Below are 16699 nucleotides of genomic sequence, written 5' to 3' on the forward strand. Positions count from 1 at the left end.
GCTGCCGGACCCGGGCGTGGGCGGACAAGTCGGCTAAGCCAAAGCTAAGACAGCAGTGACTGAGGGTGATCGGCACGTTCCGATCGCGGGTGGGTCGGTCAGATCACGACCGGGGCCCCCACGGTCAACGGTCCACTGTCGATCGGCACCAGGTGCAGTCCGAAGAGGATCTTCTGTTGGACGTTGCGGTGTCGCCCGAGTGTGCGCAGCGGCTCCTTCGTGCGTACCCCGGTGTCCTGGTCGGTGGTGGTCACCACGCAGCGACCGCACGGCCCGGCGGCGCGGAACCGCAGGTCACCGATGCGCAGCGACCGGCCGGCCCAGTCGTCCTCGGCCCAGGCCGACGCCCCGTCGACCACCAGGTTGGGCCGGAACCGGGTCATCGGCACCGGCTCCTCCCCCGCCTCGGCCAGCCAGTCGTTGAGGGCGTCGAGGGAGGCGGTGTTGGCCAGCAGCAGCGGGTAGACGTCGGCGAAGCTGACCTGGTCACCGGTGTCGTGTTCGCGGGAGCCGGCAGCCACGTGGCGGGTCGGCTGGCCCAGCCAGACGAGCCGGACCGGGCGGTCGAGCAGCGTGCCGAGCCAGTCGTCGGCGGCCGGGCCGGCCGGCAGCGCGGGGACCGTCAGGTCGCGGCTGCGGAAGGTGCGCACCGCGACGGGTGCCGCACCGGTCGGCTCGGGCACGTCGAGGTCGGGCTGCCCGTCGGCGCGCAGCGACAGACCACCGGGGCGCACGGTGGCGCGCAGGCCGACCAGCCGGGTGGTCTCGCGTTGGGTGACGCCGACGCCGTCGGCGTCCACGACCATCCAGCGCCGGTCGCCGGCCAGGCCCCACGGCTGCACGAACGCGCCGTCGTGGTCGAGCCGGTGGCAACCCTTGACGGGGTACGTGTGGATCGAGGTCAGCCGCACCCGGTCACCATGCCACGCCGATGCCGTCGCCCGGGTACCAGTGGTTGGCGGGGCTCTCCCGGTAGGCGAGGAACCGCCGGCCGGTGCGCTCGGCGTGCTCGGCGAGCACGTTGGTGCTGGTGACGTTGTCGGTGAGCAGGATCGCGCCGGGGGCCAGCTTCGGCTCGACGGCGTCAAACTCTCGTTTCTCGTGGGCGCGGCTGTGGTCGCTGTCGTGCAGGAACAGGTCGACCGGGCGGTCCAGTGCGCCGATCGAGGCGATCGAGTCGCCGATCACCAGGTCGACGACCTCCGACCAGGGCTCGTTGGCGGCCAGGTAACCGGCCTCGGGGTTGATGTCCAGCGAGGTGACCCGGCCCGGGTGGCCCTCCTGCGCGTTGCGGAGCAGTGCGGACGCCAGGACGCAGGTGCCCAACCCCTTGTCGACGCCGGTCTCCACCACGTGTGCGGGGCGGGTGGCCCGGACGATCGCGTACCACCCCACGCGTCGGGCGTAGTGGACCTGCTTGTCGGCGAGACCTCGGCGGGCGGCGCCCGCGGTGGCTAGTTCGATGTGCTGGCGCAGCGCCTGGTCGGACTCGATCTCGTCGAGCCAACCCCGGACCTGCTGCACGGGCCGATCGCAGACCACGCTGACGAACCAGGCCAGGTGGTGACGGCTGAGCTTGGTCAGCTCGTACGTGTAGTTGTGATGTTCCCGGGAGGTGACCAGCCACCGGGCCGAGATGCGCAGCACCTTGGCGTCGTGGCGGGCGACCCGGGCGAGCCGCTTGGGGAATGCGGCGACGGGGGCGAGCGGGGTGCGGGCGATTGCCCGGCGCAGTTGCGTGGCGTCCACCGCTGCTTCATACCAGGTTCAGGCGATCGTCCGGGCGGAAAGTTTTTTGGCCAGGATGTGAAACCGGACGGCCCAGACGGGGGTACGTGAGCGTAACCCGCAATCAGTAGCATCGCGGCATGCAGTATCGCCAGGAGTACGCGGAGCCCGAGACCCAGTTCCTTGACGTGCCGTCTCCACCTGAGCCGACTGAGCCGACGCGTCCGCGGCGTCGCCGGTGGCGCAAGATCGCGCTGATCACTTTTGTGGTCCTCGCGTTGCTCGGCGGTGGCGGCATGGTCGCCGGAGGCCTGTACTTCCGTTCGGTCAATTCTGGGATCGAACGCGTCGACGCGTTCGGCGATGTGCCGGAGGCGGAGCGCCCCCAGGTCATCGAGAAGGCCAAGGACGCGATGAACATCCTCATTCTTGGCAGTGACACACGTGACCCCGAAAACTCCGGTGGTTCCCGCACCGACACCATCATCCTGGCGCACCTGCCGAACGATCGGTCCAGTGCACAACTCATCTCGATTCCTCGCGACACCTGGGTGTCCGTGCCGCAGTCCAAGACCGGCCGTGGTGGCCGGGATGCGAAGATCAATGCTGCGTACGCGTGGGGCGGTGTGCCGCTGATGGTGCAGACGCTTGAGAAGTTCACCGGCGTCAGGATCGACCACGTCACCATGGTGGACTTCGCCGGCTTCAAGGACATCGTGGATGCCCTCGGCGGCATCGAGGTGACGGTCGAAAAAGGGTTCACCTCGACGCACTCCCTGAATCCGGACAGCCGACGGACGTTCGAGGCCGGCCGTCAGACCTTCGACGGCGCCGCCGCACTGGACTACGCCCGCGAGCGATACGCGTTCGCCGACGGCGACTTCGCCCGGATCAGGCACCAGCAGCAGGTCATCAAGGCGATCCTGGACAAGGCCGCGTCAGGCGGCACGCTCGCCAGCCCCGCCAAGTTGAACTCGTTCGTGCGGGCCACCACGAACGCGGTGGCGGTGGACAAGTCGATGTCTCTGGTCAACCTGGCGATGGAGCTGCGGCACCTCCGCAGCGACCAGCTCGGCTTCTATACCTGCCCGACGAAGGGCACCGGCATGATCGGCACCGAAAGCGTCGTGCTCGCGGACACCGCGAAGGCTCGCGCACTCTTTGACGCGGTGCGACGTGACTCGGTCGACGAGATCACCTCAATCCAGCCCCGTTCCTGACCAACAGGTTGGAGTCGGATTCATCCTAACGGACCTGTTGACCAATAGCGGGCGGCCATATCCTGCGTTCGCCCGACAGGCACTCGTGCCGTCGTGGCATCACGGGGGAGGGGCACCAATTGATGTCGAGCGAGTCGACATCGACGAGAGTCGTCGCTGACACGCATGAACACGCGTTCGCGTCGCACGACGTCGGTCAGCATCAGGACGCACCAGTCGTCGATCAACAGCGAGATCTGGAAACCACCACCGTACTGCCGTACGCCAGCTCGCGTACGTCTGGGCGGACAAATCCGCTGCGGGCATGGATGGTCGCCGTGCCGGTCGACGTGGCCGCCCTCCTGGCGCCACTTTTGTTCACCGACCGCTACTGGCGCGGCACGCTGGCCATGGCCTGCGTCACCGTCGCGATCTTCGCAGTCGGTGGCCTCTATCGGCCGCGGCGGCATCTGAGCATTCTGGACGAACTGCCGAGTCTGAGTGGGCGGTTACTCGCCGCGGCCTCTCTCATCTCCATCGTCGCGGCGACTCGGCACGATTCCGACGGTTACCTGGCCGACTTCATGCGCGGCGTGCTGCTCTCTGCCGCGTTGGTGGTCCTGGGCCGGGCGTTGACCCGCACCATCATCATGACGGCCCGTCGGCGGCGGTGGGTGGAGCACAACGCGATCGTGATCGGGGCCGGCCCCATCGGAGTGGAACTGGCGCGCCTGTTGCGCCGTTACCCGCAGTACGGGCTGCGCTTCGTCGGCTGTGTGGACACCGTGCCACGCGGTGCCGGGATCAAGCTGGCCGGCAGTCTGGACGACCTGGAGTACCTGGTCCGGCTGCAGCGGTGCGACGTGCTGATCCTCGCGGATCCGGCCAGCTCCGAGTCGACCGTCATGGAGGTGCTCCGCCAACCGCGCAGCGCGGCCTGCGACCTGTGGGCGGTGCCCCGACTGTGGGGATCCCGCGCGTCTGCCGGCAATCCCGACCACATCGGCGCCATCCCGGTCGTGAAGATCGGCGACACCACACTGACCGGACCGCGTTGGGCGCTCAAGCGGGCGTTCGACGTGGCCTTCGCGATGCTGTCCCTGGTGCTGCTCAGCCCGGTGATGCTGCTCTGCGCCATCGCAGTCCTCCTGGAGAGCGGCGGCCGTGGTGGCATCTTCTTCCATCAGGAACGGATCGGCCGGCACGGCATACCGTTTCAGGTGATCAAGTTTCGGTCGATGCGCCCGGTCAACGAGCACGAGTCGCAGACGAACTGGTCGATCGCCCACGACAAGCGGGTCGGCCCGGTGGGTCGGGTACTCCGGCGTACCTCCCTGGACGAGCTACCCCAGTTGTGGAACATCGTGCGCGGCGACATGAGCGTGGTGGGCCCTCGGCCCGAACGCCCCTACTTCGTGGAGAAGTTCTCGGCGGAATACCCGACGTACGCGATGCGACACCGGGTGCCGGTGGGTCTCACCGGGCTCGCTCAGGTCAGTGGCCTGCGCGGCGACACCCCCATCTCCGACCGTGCCCGGTTCGACAACTACTACATTGAGAACTGGTCGCCTTGGCTGGACGTCAAGGTGCTGTTGCGGACCGTCGCGGAGGTCTTCCGGGCCGGCGGTCGCTGACGGCGGGACCCGTCCGACCTCGGCACCGCCCGCAAAAGCGAAGTCGTGGCGTGGGATCATCGTCCGTCCACCGTGTAACGGGGAGGGGACTCATGGCCCACGAGGGCAGCGCGGCCCGACCGGATGGTCGGGCCGTCAGCCGCCGCTCCGCGCTGTTTCGGGGCGGGGCGGTCGCGGCGGGTGTGGGAACCGCCGCCCTGGGCGGCGCCGCGGCTGCGAACGGTCTCTCGTCCCGGGGTGATGGCCGGGTGGTCAACGTCCGCGACCAGGGCGCGGCAGGCGACGGCGCGACCGACGACACCGAGGCCCTCCAGGCGGCGATCGACGCCGTACGCCCGACCGGTGGGATCGTCTTCCTGCCGCCCGGCGTCTACCTGACCCGACGGCTGACCATCCGCTCCCGGGTGCACCTGCGCGGTTCCGGCGGCGACGCGACGACCCTGCGGCTCAGGGCGGATGCCAACTCGGCGATCCTCGAGTCGGAGGGCTTCGCACAGTTGACCGGCAACCGGTCCGACGCCGGTATCAGCCTGTTCAGCATCCGCGACCTCACCCTCGACGGCAACAAGGAGCAGAACCCGAACGGCGGCTACGGGCTACGGGTGTACGGCTACGGCTACGAGCTCACCGAAGTGATCGTCTTCAACTGCCGCAACGACGGCATCGTCAGCGAATGGGGCCCCACAGCAGCCCTGGCCGCCCCTTCGCACCAGATGGAAGCCCGCCTCAGCGCCGTTCGCACGCACGACAACGACGGGCACGGCGTCGCCTTCCAAGGCCCGCACGACTCGATGTTCCTCAACTGCGTCTCGTTCGAGAACGCGGGCGCTGGATTCCGCCTCGCCGGGGACTCGACCGGTACGCAGATGGTCAACTGTCACGCGTGGGGCATCCGACAGGACGTGGCATTCGACCTCGCCGCCACCAGCATCGGGTGCGTCAACTGCTACGCCGACCTGAACGGTGGGGTGGGCGTACGCATCTCGCGCAGCGACTGCCGTTGGATCGGCGGGTTCGTCCTGGGCTACAACGAGTCGCATCCGAACCCCGAGATCGGGGTGCAGTTCTCGCCGGGGACGATGCCGGACGAGCCGTCCGGCTGCGTCGTCGACAGCAGGGTCGTCAACTGTGGGACTGCGGCCGTCGACTTCGGTGCCGACCGGGGTCTCTCCAATGTCCGGGTCAGCATGTTCCAGCCCGGCGCCCTCGGTGAGGGCGGCCGGCGCATCGACGGGACCGGGCGCGGCTGGATCGGGAAGCCCGCGCCGTCGACCCAGGTGGAGATCGTCCAGGGCCTCGGCGACGCCGACCGCAACCTTGTCGTACGCCCCTCGTTCGATCTGCGGTCGCAGCCCAACCCCGGCCCTCCGTCGGATGGGAGCGTCCGGGTCTTCGCCCGGGAGGTCAACGGCCGGACCCAACTGTGCGCGCTCTTCCCCAGCGGCGCCGTTCAGGTGATGGCCACCGAACCCTGACGGCCAGAGGGCCCTCCCGGGCCGGGCCCACCGTCCTGGGATGTCGGGCGGCGCGGCCTGCGGCTGCCTCGCCGCACCGGTCAGTTGCGGGACGCGGAAACCGCCGCTCTTGCGGCGCGGTGTGCGCCGACGTGCCCGACCGGCCGCGCGTCCTCCGGTGCCGGGTCAGCGGGGGTGCTTCGCATCCTCGCCATGAACCACGCCACCACGAGCGCCTCGCAGAGCAGCAGTTGAAGCACGAGGTCGGACACGCCGATAGCCCAGACCAGTGCCACCGCCACCCCACCGAACGCGACGACCCGGGACCCGATGGCGGACACCAGGTACCGGCGCGGGACGGCGTGGATCATGTGACGGACCGACAGCCAGGTCGAGATCGCGACCAGCAGTTTGTAGGCGCAGTAGCCCGCGACCACCGCGAGACCCACGGCGGCCAGGTCGGGGGCGAGGAGACGGCGCACCTGTTCGCTGGCGAGGACCACCACGGACACGCCGAGCCACGCCACGAGTGTCAGCGCTCGGGTCAGCGACCGCCACCGTACTGCGCGGCCAGCCACGATGTCCTCCCGAGTGCTGGCCGAGAGCACCACGTGGAACGGGCCGAAGACAAGATCCATTGCCCGCAGGACCACGACTGCGGACTGCCCTGCCGCCGCGCCAGCCACTGATGGCAGCGTGATCGTGTAGGCCAGATCTGCCAGTGCCGCCAGGCAGTACACCGAGCCGACCGCCAGGCCCTCACGGGCCCGAGGCCGGACCCGACCAGCCGTGGCTGAACGTGGGCGCAGGGTCACCCAGGCCAGCACGGCGAGTTGCGCCGGTATGGCGGCGATGTCGACTCGGACGTCGGCGGCGAGGAGGAGCGCGCCGCTCACCAGCGTGCCGAGTGCGGTGAGCTGCGGGATGAGGTTGGCACGGCCTGGGGAACGGGTTCGTGCGCAGGCCCAGAACATCGCCTCCACCGGCAGTTGGAGGAGGACCGGGGCGATGACGCAGAACCGGTCGGTGAGACTGCTCTGTGGCAGTGCCACCGAGACCGACAGGAACGCCACGGCGGCGACCGGCAGCGCCACCAGCGCGGAGACCCGACGTGCCCAGCTCTCCAGGTTCCAGTCGTCCGGTACGACTCCCGCCGACAACGGCCGGCCGACCAGCGCCTCCATCAGCGTGTAGGGGATGGCCAGCAGGGTGCCGAGCAGGGCGACCAGCGCCAGCCGGTCGTTGTCCGCCCACGAGGCGTAGAGGAACAGCGCCACGCTGGACAGCCGGGTGAGCGCCTGCACGGAGATCTGCGACTGTTGCAGCCGCAGCACCGTCGTGGAGAGGGTAGCCACGGATCACCATCTCCCGTTGTGCTCGGATGACCGGCGGGTCGGGCGGATCACCGGAATGACCGCGGTGCTGTCATCGTCCGGGGGCCGGTAGGGCGGCGGCGGCGCTGACGGCGGCGTCTGGCGGGGTGCCGGCGGGAGGGGCGGCGGCGGCGCTGACGGCGGCATCTGGCGGGGTGCCGGCGGGAGGGGCGGCGGCGGCGCTGACGGCGGCATCTGGCGGGGTGCCGGCGGGCGGGGCTGCGGCACCTGTGGTGTGTCGCGTCGCCGGGTCGGACGCTGCGGCGGAATGATCGCGGTGTCCGCGTCGGTGCGCCGCAGCACCACCGTCTCCGCGTCGACTCGCGGTAGCACCGCTGTCTCTGCCTCGACCCGCGGCAGCACCGCGGTGTCGGCGTCGACCGGCCGTTGCTCCGGTCGCCGCGCCGGTCGGAGCGCTGCGGGAGGCGGAGCTGATGGCGATCCCACCGCCGCCCCTGCGCCGATCTGGTCCATCAGCGTGGGCGACCACGGATCCAGGTGCGTGCCGTACACGGCGAAGACCGCGAGACACATCATCGCACCCGTGTACTCCCAGGCCTCGATCACGAGGAAGGCAGCGGCGAGGCCGGTCAGGACGGCGAGATGCGGCACGGCGGAGGGGCGGGTGGACGCGCGCCGCCAGAGCCGGACCAGCAGGTATCCGATCCCGATGACAAGCGCGACCATCATCGGCAGCCCGTACTGCAGGGCCACGCTGACGAAGTAGTTGTCGACGAAGATCTGGTCACCGGAGGCGGCCCGCGACACCGTCGCCGCTCCGGCCGCACCGATGCCCCGACCCCAGAGGGGAAGGTCCCCGTCGAACAGGGCCGACCAGATTTCGAAGCGTTGGAAGAGGCTGCGGGCCCCGGTCGCTCCGACGGCCACGAAGCCGGCCGTTACGCACACCACGACACCGAGCCCGACCAGGCGCGCCCGGCGACGGGCGGCGGCGCCACCGGACCGGTTACCCACGGCCGCGGCGATCACCCCGCCGACCACCAGTAGCGCACCGGACCGGGAGGTGCTGAGGGCGAGGCAGACGACGGCCGCGAGCGCGCCCACGTGCCACGAGCGGCGGGTGGGACGGCCGCCGGACGTCAGCCAGAGCGCCACGTACCCGAGGAGGTACGCGCCGGAGAGGATTCCCAGCTCGGCATTGAACTCGGTCAGGCCGGGTGCCCGGAAGGTGTTCCCGATGTAGCGGACCGCTCGCCCGTCCTCGAACCCCCACTGCACGAGTTGCTTCGGTCCGATGATCAGCTCGGCGATGGTGGCCACCCCGTTGGCCATCAGCAGCCAGGCCGACACCGTCACGATCCGGGTCGCCGCTGACGCACGCAGACCCACGAGCGCGAGGAAGAGCAGGAGGGGCAGCACAGTCAGGCGGAGCCCGGCCAGGGTCTGCCCGGGCCCGTGGTTGGCGACGCCGATCAGGCTCCACACAACCAGGGCGAGCAGGGCGAACACACCGCCGACGACCTGGCCGCGCCCCCAACCGCCGCGCAGCACGCAGCGGAGGGCGTGCACACCTGCCACCGCCGCTGCGGAGAGCCCGAGGGCGTACTCGCGCCCTCCGAAGGCATCCCCGACGAGCCCTTCCAGGCCGGCGAAGCGCAGCCCCAACGGCGCGTTGAGCACGACGAGCGCGTAGGCGAGGCCCGGCACCGGGAACACGGCGAGCGCGGCGAAGGCGACGACGAAGACCGGCAGGAGTGGTGAGAGACCGACGAACAGGCACACCACGGCGGCCAACGGCACGGCGGCGACGGCACCGAGGAGAAGCTGCACGGTGCGCCATCGGATCGGGCCCGGCGACCGCACCGCACGCCGGCCGGTGGTCATCGTCGAGTTGCCGGGACGCGTCGGCGCCGCACCGCGTCCTCCGCACGCAGGGCGGTGTAGGCGCCGACGACCGCGTCGACATGCCGGTCCCAGTCCAGCTCGCGCCCATCCCGTGCCGCAGCCGCCGAGACTGCGGCGTAGTCGGCCCGGGACGAGGCGGCGGCTCGCCGCAGTGTCTCGGTCAGCTCCGACCGTGTCCGGAAGACCCGGACGGAGTCCTCCGACGCCATCGGTGGCCGGGCCACCTCACTCGAGATGATCGGACGTCCGGCCCGTAGTGCCTCAACGCAGGAGATCGGGAAGTTTTCCGCCCACTGGCTGGGGAACACGAGCCACCCGGCCCGCCCCATCGCCGCCTCCTTGCCCGCGGCGTCGAGGAAGCCCAGATACTCCAGGCCGGGCAGTTCCCGGGCCGCGGCCTCGACGTCGGCCCGACGCGGGCCGTCCCCACCCACGAGCAGCGTTGCGCCGTTCTCGCCAGCCACCTCACGCCACGCGTCGAGCAGCAGGTCGATGCCCTTGTGGTCGCTGAGCGCGCCAAGATACAGAAAAACCGCCGGGTTACCGGCCGGCCAGGAAACCGGGGCCCCGGTGGCGGGCACCGCGAGCGGTACGACCGTCCCTCCCAGGGTGGATCCGGACGGAAGATGACGCTGCGCGATGTCGCGGGTACGCGCGGCGGGCCAGAGCATCGACACCTCCCGCATCTGCCGGACCAGCCAGGCGGACCGGGCTCGCAGGAGACGGTCGGTGAGGTCCGACCGACCCTGGTTGGCGAGGCTGTTGTTCGGGTCGCAGACTGCGTAGTCGTGGACGGTGTGGCAGGTCGGCCACGTGCGGGCCATCCGCGCCACCGGCAGGACGCCGAGGCCCTGCCAGTTGTGCAGGTGCACCACGTCGGGCGCGAAGTCGCGCAGGGCGCCGAGCCGGAGGCCGGTCGGATCGGCCAGATCGCCAAGGTGGGTGAGGACCTTGCCAAGCCGGGGGTCGGCACCGCCCAGCCGGGCCGAGACCCTGGTGTCGACCGACGCGTCGGTGGGCAGGCTGTGCGGTGACGGACGACTGAAGACCTGCACTTCGTGGCCGCGCTCGACGAGGGCACCACTCAGGTCCCGCACGTACTGCTCGGCGCCGCCGCGGATCGCGAACGACGAGTGCACCATGGCGATCCGCACTGCTCAGGCCTGCTTTCCAGTCGGCTGGGACACCGCGCGGGCATCATGGTTCGTGGCGAGTAGATCGGCCAGGTGGGCGGTCGCGTCCCGCCATGAGCGGCCAGCCACCCCCGGCTGCGGGCGGGGGGCGGCCAGTGCCTCGGCCACCGCTCGGACCAGCGCCGGTGCCGTCCAAGCGGTCATCCGGACGGCTCGCCCGTCGGTCGCCTCGAGCAGAGCCGGGTCCGGTGAGATGACAGTAGGGGTGCCGAGCCGCAGCGCCTCGGCGGCGGGCAGTCCGTATCCCTCGAAGTGACTCGGCATCAGGAATGCCGCGGCACCGGCGACGGTGGCAGCGTAGTCGGCGTCGGAGAGCCGGTCGAGCAGGACCACCCGGTCAGCCGCCGGGGACGCCGCAACGGCATCGGCGAACCGTGCGATCCGCTGGCCGCCGGTCAGCACCGCCAGCACGTGCCCGGGGATGTCGGCCAGGGCCTCGACGGCGAGCTCGACCCCCTTGTGGGCCGCGTGCCCGGCGACGAGGAGGTACGGGAGAACTCCGCCGGTGCGGGCCGCGATCTCCGGTGCCGGCGATCCGGGGACGACGTGCACGTCACTGCCCGGATACCAGACCGTGCTGTGCTCCTCGGGCACGCCGTACAGCCCGAGGAGGTCGTGACGGGTGCGGGCGCTGACGCAGAGCAGTTGCCGGGACCGGTTGATCGCTGTCGCGTAGCTGGCCCGTCGGTACTGCCGCACCGACGTCGGCAGATCGTGCGGCCAGAGCCGGAAGGCCAGGTCGTGGATGACGGTGGTGACCGGCAGCTGGCTGCCGACCAGGGCGACCGATGGACTCAGCGAGAGCACCCGGGCCCCGGCCTCACCGTGTCGGGCCTCGGCGGTCGCCCGCCGAAGTGCGGCGGTGGCGGACGCGACGGCGCGGGCACGGTCGCCGGCCTGCCGGCTGACTATCGCGACGTCGGCGCCCGACTCGGCCGGCGTCTCCCAGCTCGGAGGTACGGCGACGAGGCGGAGTGGCTCTCCGGCCGGCCAGTACCGCACGACCTCGGTGAGGACGCGAGAGATGCCGCCTGGACCGACTCCGCTGCAGTCGACGATCGTCTCAGCGGGTCTCATGCGCGATCCACTCGCTCATCTCGTTGCTGAAACGCTGCGGTGAGAAGGCCATCGCGTGCTGCCGGATGCGCGTCGCATCGAGCTCGCCGACACGGCGAACGGCTGCGGCATGGTCGCCAGGACGCATGGAGCCGAGCAGGAAGCCCGTTTCGCCGTCGACCACCGTCTCCAGCAGGCCACCGCTGTTCACGCCGATCACCGGGGTCCCGCAGGCCTGGGCCTCCACGGGGATGATGCCGAAGTCCTCGTGCGCCGGGAACAGCAGTGCCCGAGCGCCGGCGTAGAGCTCCCGCAGCCGCTCTCGGGAGGGACGCACCTCGAAGGTCACCGGCACCCGAACGGCGGCCGCGAGCCGGCGCAGGCGGGTCTCCTCCGGCCCGGAACCGGCCACGACCAGGGGCAGGCCCGCCTCGGCGGCCACCTCGATCATCAGGTCGAAGTTCTTGTACGGGATCCAACGCCCCACGCCCAGCAGGTAGTCGCGGGCAGGCTGGGCCGGGGCCGCAGCGAAGTACTCGACGTCGACGGGTGGGTGGATCACGACCGCGTCGCGCTTCCAGAACCGTTGGATCCGGGCCTGCACCTCACGTGAGTTTGCGGCGTAGGCGTGCACGTGTCGGCTGAACCGGACGTCGACCGACTGGAGCGCCCGGCGGGGGCCGCTGAGCAGCGCCCCCGAGCCTCGGCCGTCGAAGTCCGGGCTCCAGACGTAGCGGGCGGGCGAGTGCACGTAGCTCAGGTGCCGGGTGCGCTCCGGCGGACCGAGCCGGACGGTGTGAGCGAAGGCGTGACTGGATGAGATGACCACGTCGTACCGGTCGTCGCCAACGGTCCGCCAGGCCAGGGGCATGAGGGGCAGTGCGAGCGCCTTGCTGCGGCGCAACGGCGTCCGGGCCAGCCAGGTCTCGTGCAGGCCGAGTTGCTCGACTTCGACGTCCCGATCCGCCCAGAGCACGATGCGCCGTGCGTGCGGAAGAAGATCGGCGATGGCGAGGAAGACGTTCTCCGATCCGCCTGTGGCGCCGAACCACTCGTGCACCACCGCGACCGACCGGTCGGCGAGCAGCGGCGTTGGCGTTACCGGTGCCGCGGTCGGCTCAGCGTTGTTCAACGAAGTCATTTTTCCCCACTCTTGTTGACACTCCGTGCCCCGGGCGTGCGACGTCTCCCGCCCCGACCACGATCAGCTGTTGCGGCGCCACAGGTCCCGGAACGCGTCCCAGTTGCCCGCGATGCCGGCCTCGCACAGGGTCTCCAGGTAGAACGCCCCGTCGACGTCGTCGCGGTCCCACCACACGCCGCAGACCGTCCGGTCGTCCCCGCCCTTGAAGGCGTACTCGATGTAGCTGCCGGCGGCGCCGGTCACCCCGCCCGTCGTCCGGGTGGCCTCACGCAGCCCCGGCGCGAGGGCGCCACCGGCGAAGTTGAGCTGATGGCGGTAGGCACGCGCCGCGTCCTTCTCGGACTTTCCGGGGTACAGGGCGAAGTGCAGGGAGGTGCCGCCGTAGCGGCAGAACACGTGCCGCTTCTCGTCCGCCGGCAGCGGAGGCCCGCCGACCTCGGTGTCGACGGCGCATCCGCCCGCCTCGGCCAGCCAGGGCTCCGCCAGCGGCATGAGATCGCCGTCGAACTTGGCCTTGTTGATCGAGAACTGCGTCGCTTCGTACGGCGCGAGGGAGGCGCTGGCCGACGGCGAGGGCGACGGATTCTCGTCACTGCCGGCGCCGCCGACGAAGTAGCCGACGGTGCCGGCGAGCAGTGCGAGCACCAGCGCTCCGACGGGCCAGATCCAGTTCGGCCGCTTCGGCTCGCGTCGCACCGGGGCGATTCGCCGGCCTGTCCCACCGAAAGCGCCGAAGGCGGCGTCCGACGACGACGCCGAGCCACCGGCGAACGTCGGTGTCTCACCCAGCGACCCTCCGGGCGAGGTCGGCGCAGCCGAGACCGGCTGCGGGGACGCCGACACCGGCTGCCCGGAGACCGGGGTGCTGTGCACCGCCCACGGGAGTTGCGGCGTGTGGGCCACCAGCTCGGGGGCCGGGGCAACCGACTCCGGGGGGCCGCTGACCTGCTGCGGCACGCCGGGCGGGGCCGAGGTGGGCGGCGCGGGGATGGGTGGGGCCGAGGTGGGCGGAGCCGAGACCGGCAGGTCGGGCACCGGCTGGTAGTCCATGCCGAGGCTCTGGAAGAGCCGCTGCGGCGCGTGCCCCTCGTTGGCCCGGTAGGCCACCCAGGGATGGGCGGCGGAAAGGTCGGCGGCCGCGTAGGGGTGGCCGCCAGCGGCCTGCGCCAACGCGTTGGCCGCCGTGCCAAAGGCCGCACGCCACCGCTCGTCGGACGCGGCGACGCCGTCCAACACGGCCACGGTGGCGAACTGGCCCTGCCCATCCACCGCTGCCCATGCCTTACCAACCTGGCATGCGCCCAACATATGGGTGTACCTGTATGGGCTTTCCGGCTGCATCCCGCTCCTTCGCTCAACCGCCGTGCGGATCCTACAGAGCCCGCGCCATCTCAGCGCCCCGCCGGTCGGCCGTGCGACAGCTCGGGAAAACGGGTGGTCACGTCAAAGCTTGCCGACTGAAAGTTTTGATGCATAGAGTCACGCCGTGAATGAAGGAGCTGCCGGGGCGTCGGTCGAGCAGGTGCTCGACCTGTTCGACGGGGTGCGGCTGACCCCCACCCAACGCCGGATCGCGCACTGCCTCGTGCAGCACGCCCCCGCCGTGGCGTACCTCTCCGCCGCCGAGGTCGCCGAGCTGGCCGGGGTCAGCCAGCCGTCGGTCACCCGCTTCGCCGTCGCGCTCGGCCACGACGGCTACCCGGCGCTGCGCCGCAGGCTGCGCGACCTCACCATCGCGACGCCGACCGGATCGGCGGACGGTGGCAACGAACTCCAGCAGGCGGTACGCGCGGAGATGGGCAACCTGGACCGCCTGGCTGCCCAGCTCGCCGACCGGGACCGGATCGCCGAGACCGGGCGGCTGCTCGCCGAGAGCCGACCGCTGCCGGTGCTCGGCCTGCGCGCCGCCGCGCCGCTGGCCGCGTACTTCGCCTATTTCGCGGCCAAGGTGCACCCGGACGTACGGGTGCTCGACGACGGCGGCAGCCTGCTCACCGACCGGCTGGAGCAGGCGGCCGAGGCGGGCGCGTCCGCCGTGCTCGCCTTCGTGCTGCCCCGCTACCCACGGGAGACCCTGGACGCGCTGCGCGACGCCCGCGCCGCCGGGCTGACCGTGGTGGCGATCACCGACTCACCGGTCAGCCCGGCCACCGAGCACGCCCACGTGGTGCTGCCCGCCGCCGTCGGCGCGCAGCTCGTGTTCGACCTGCACACCGCCCCGATGACCCTGGCCATGGTGCTGTTGCAGGCGATCTGCGACGCCGCGCCGGCCGACACCCAGCGCCGACTGGAGGCGTTCGAAGCCTCCGCGGCCCGCCGACAGTTGTTCCTCGGTTGACCGGAGGAGACCAGAGATGACCAAGCCCATCCGTGCCGCACGGGGCAGCCAACTCACCACCCGCGGGTGGCAGCAGGAGGCCGCCCTGCGGATGTTGATGAACAACCTCGACCCCGAGGTGGCCGAACGCCCCGACGACCTGGTGGTCTACGGCGGCACCGGCAAGGCGGCGCGGGACTGGCCGTCGTACCACGCGTTGGTCCGCACGCTGACCGACCTGCGCGAGGACGAGACGATGCTGGTGCAGTCGGGTCGCCCGGTCGGGGTGATGCGTACGCACGAGTGGGCGCCCCGGGTGCTGCTGGCCAACTCGAACCTGGTCGGCGACTGGGCGACCTGGCCGGAGTTCCGCCGGTTGGAGCAGCTCGGCCTGACCATGTACGGGCAGATGACCGCCGGTTCGTGGATCTACATCGGCACCCAGGGCATCCTCCAGGGCACCTACGAGACGTTCTCGGCGGTGGCCGCGAAGAGGTTCGGGAGCACCCTGGCCGGCACGGTGACGTTGACCGCCGGCTGCGGCGGGATGGGCGGTGCGCAGCCGCTCGCGGTCACCATGAACGGCGGCGTCTGCCTGATCGTGGACGTCGACCGCACCCGGCTCGACCGTCGGGTGCACGACCGCTACCTCGACGAGGTCGCCGACTCCCTGGACGACGCTGTCACGCGGGTCCTCGCCGCGAAGCGGGATCGCCGGGCCCTGAGCGTCGGCGTGGTCGGCAACGCCGCCGAGGTCTTCCCGGAGCTGCTCAGCCGTGGCGTCGAGATCGACATCGTGACCGACCAGACCAGCGCGCACGACCCGCTGGCGTACCTGCCGGTGGGGGTGGACCTGGCCGACGCCCGGGACTACGCCGCGGCGAAGCCGGCCGAGTTCACCGACCGGGCCCGGGCGTCGATGGCGAGGCACGTCGAGGCGATGGTCGGCTTCCTCGACGCCGGGGCCGAGGTGTTCGACTACGGCAACTCGATCCGTGGTGAGGCGCAGCTCGGTGGTTACCAGCGCGCCTTCGACTTCCCCGGTTTCGTGCCGGCGTACATCCGGCCCTTGTTCTGTGAGGGCAGGGGGCCGTTCCGGTGGGCGGCGCTCTCCGGCGACCCGGCCGACATCGCGGCCACCGACCGGGCGATCCTGGAGCTGTTCCCGGAGAACGAGTCGCTGGCCCGTTGGATCAAGCTGGCCGGCGAGCGGGTCGCCTTCCAGGGCCTGCCGGCCCGGATCTGCTGGCTCGGTCAGGGCGAGCGGGACAAGGCGGGCGTGCGGTTCAACGACATGGTCGCCTCCGGCGAACTCTCCGCGCCGGTGGTGATCGGCCGCGACCACCTGGACACCGGCAGCGTCGCCAGCCCGTACCGGGAGACCGAGGGTATGGCCGACGGCTCCGACGCGATCGCCGACTGGCCACTGCTCAACGCCCTGGTGAACACCGCCAGCGGCGCCTCGTGGGTGTCCATCCACCACGGCGGTGGCGTGGGCATCGGCCGGTCGATCCACGCCGGGCAGGTGTGCGTGGCCGACGGCACCGCCCTGGCCGGCCAGAAGATCGAACGGGTGCTCACCAACGACCCGGCGATGGGTGTCATCCGGCACGTCGACGCCGGCTACGACTCGGCCCGCGAGGTCGCCGACCGCACCGGCGTCCGGGTGCCCATGACGGAAGGCGGGCCCGCGTGAGCGCGAGGGGTGCAGCGCAGCGGAGCTCCGCAGTCGCGA

General features: G+C 71.1%; 13 protein-coding genes. 5 read left to right on the forward strand and 8 right to left on the reverse strand.

The features are described from left to right. Nucleotides 1–98: 98 nt before the first annotated feature. Both LADH09A_RS12880 and LADH09A_RS12885 read right to left on the reverse strand, forming a co-directional pair. Complete coding sequence (locus LADH09A_RS12880; protein WP_238645168.1) at nucleotides 99–911, reverse strand: MOSC domain-containing protein; 813 nt, start codon at nucleotides 909–911, stop codon at nucleotides 99–101. Between the two features lie 4 nt (nucleotides 912–915). Beyond that, nucleotides 916–1749, reverse strand: a complete 834-nt coding sequence (locus LADH09A_RS12885; protein ID WP_238645170.1) for a class I SAM-dependent methyltransferase — start codon at nucleotides 1747–1749, stop codon at nucleotides 916–918. Nucleotides 1750–1994: 245 nt separating this feature from the next. On the opposite strand from LADH09A_RS12885, the gene LADH09A_RS12890 reads away from it, so the two are divergent. The 3 genes from LADH09A_RS12890 (at nucleotide 1995) to LADH09A_RS12900 (ending at nucleotide 6036) form a co-directional block, all read left to right on the forward strand. Beyond that, nucleotides 1995–2948, forward strand: a complete 954-nt coding sequence (locus LADH09A_RS12890) for an LCP family protein (protein ID WP_443677157.1) — start codon at nucleotides 1995–1997, stop codon at nucleotides 2946–2948. A 308-nt stretch (nucleotides 2949–3256) separates the two neighbouring features. After that, the gene (locus tag LADH09A_RS12895) at nucleotides 3257–4561 is read left to right on the forward strand and encodes a sugar transferase (RefSeq protein WP_238645172.1); all 1305 of its coding nucleotides are present in this window, start codon (nucleotides 3257–3259) and stop codon (nucleotides 4559–4561) included. A gap of 92 nt (nucleotides 4562–4653) precedes the next feature. Beyond that, the gene (locus tag LADH09A_RS12900) at nucleotides 4654–6036 is read left to right on the forward strand and encodes a glycosyl hydrolase family 28-related protein (RefSeq protein ID WP_238645173.1); all 1383 of its coding nucleotides are present in this window, start codon (nucleotides 4654–4656) and stop codon (nucleotides 6034–6036) included. Nucleotides 6037–6116: 80 nt separating this feature from the next. Here the strand turns inward: LADH09A_RS12900 and LADH09A_RS12905 are convergent, their stop codons facing one another. The 6 genes from LADH09A_RS12905 to LADH09A_RS12930 form a co-directional block, all read right to left on the reverse strand. Then, nucleotides 6117–7370, reverse strand: coding sequence for a hypothetical protein (locus tag LADH09A_RS12905; RefSeq protein ID WP_238645175.1), 1254 nt, complete (start codon nucleotides 7368–7370; stop codon nucleotides 6117–6119). 3 nt (nucleotides 7371–7373) lie between these two features. After that, the gene (locus LADH09A_RS12910; RefSeq protein WP_238645178.1) at nucleotides 7374–9179 is read right to left on the reverse strand and encodes an O-antigen ligase family protein; all 1806 of its coding nucleotides are present in this window, start codon (nucleotides 9177–9179) and stop codon (nucleotides 7374–7376) included. A gap of 50 nt (nucleotides 9180–9229) precedes the next feature. Beyond that, nucleotides 9230–10408 carry a glycosyltransferase gene (locus tag LADH09A_RS12915; protein ID WP_238645180.1) on the reverse strand — a complete coding sequence of 393 codons (1179 nt, stop codon included), beginning with the start codon at nucleotides 10406–10408 and terminating at the stop codon, nucleotides 9230–9232. 3 nt (nucleotides 10409–10411) lie between these two features. Next, entirely contained in the window at nucleotides 10412–11524 is a 1113-nt protein-coding gene (locus LADH09A_RS12920) for a glycosyltransferase (protein WP_238645181.1), read from the reverse strand. Continuing rightward, the gene (locus tag LADH09A_RS12925) at nucleotides 11511–12644 is read right to left on the reverse strand and encodes a glycosyltransferase (RefSeq protein WP_372492263.1); all 1134 of its coding nucleotides are present in this window, start codon (nucleotides 12642–12644) and stop codon (nucleotides 11511–11513) included. The genes LADH09A_RS12920 and LADH09A_RS12925 overlap by 14 nt, the downstream gene beginning before the upstream one ends. Before the next feature lie 63 nt (nucleotides 12645–12707). After that, nucleotides 12708–13916 (reverse strand): hypothetical protein, encoded by a 1209-nt coding sequence (locus LADH09A_RS12930; protein WP_238645186.1) that lies wholly within the window; start codon nucleotides 13914–13916, stop codon nucleotides 12708–12710. Nucleotides 13917–14133: 217 nt separating this feature from the next. Here LADH09A_RS12930 and LADH09A_RS12935 point away from each other — a divergent pair, with 217 nt between their 5' ends. Together LADH09A_RS12935 and hutU are read left to right on the forward strand one after the other, a co-directional pair. Next, on the forward strand, nucleotides 14134–14985 hold the full coding sequence (locus LADH09A_RS12935) for a MurR/RpiR family transcriptional regulator (RefSeq protein WP_238645188.1): 852 nt from the start codon (nucleotides 14134–14136) through the stop codon (nucleotides 14983–14985). A 16-nt stretch (nucleotides 14986–15001) separates the two neighbouring features. Beyond that, nucleotides 15002–16660: a urocanate hydratase gene (gene hutU / locus LADH09A_RS12940; protein WP_238645189.1), complete on the forward strand. Its 1659-nt coding sequence runs from the start codon at nucleotides 15002–15004 to the stop codon at nucleotides 16658–16660. Nucleotides 16661–16699 lie beyond the last annotated feature (39 nt).

It is taken from the genome of Micromonospora cabrerizensis (assembly GCF_022230955.1).
Taxonomy (GTDB): domain Bacteria; phylum Actinomycetota; class Actinomycetes; order Mycobacteriales; family Micromonosporaceae; genus Micromonospora; species Micromonospora cabrerizensis.

Coding starts and splice junctions, on each gene's coding strand:
- hutU (WP_238645189.1), top strand. CDS start 15,002: ATGACCAAGCCCATCCGTGCCGCACGGGGCAGCCAACTCACCACCCGC.
- LADH09A_RS12895 (WP_238645172.1), top strand. CDS start 3,257: ATGGTCGCCGTGCCGGTCGACGTGGCCGCCCTCCTGGCGCCACTTTTG.
- LADH09A_RS12920 (WP_238645181.1), bottom strand. CDS start 11,524: ATGAGACCCGCTGAGACGATCGTCGACTGCAGCGGAGTCGGTCCAGGC.
- LADH09A_RS12900 (WP_238645173.1), top strand. CDS start 4,654: ATGGCCCACGAGGGCAGCGCGGCCCGACCGGATGGTCGGGCCGTCAGC.
- LADH09A_RS12925 (WP_372492263.1), bottom strand. CDS start 12,644: ATGACTTCGTTGAACAACGCTGAGCCGACCGCGGCACCGGTAACGCCA.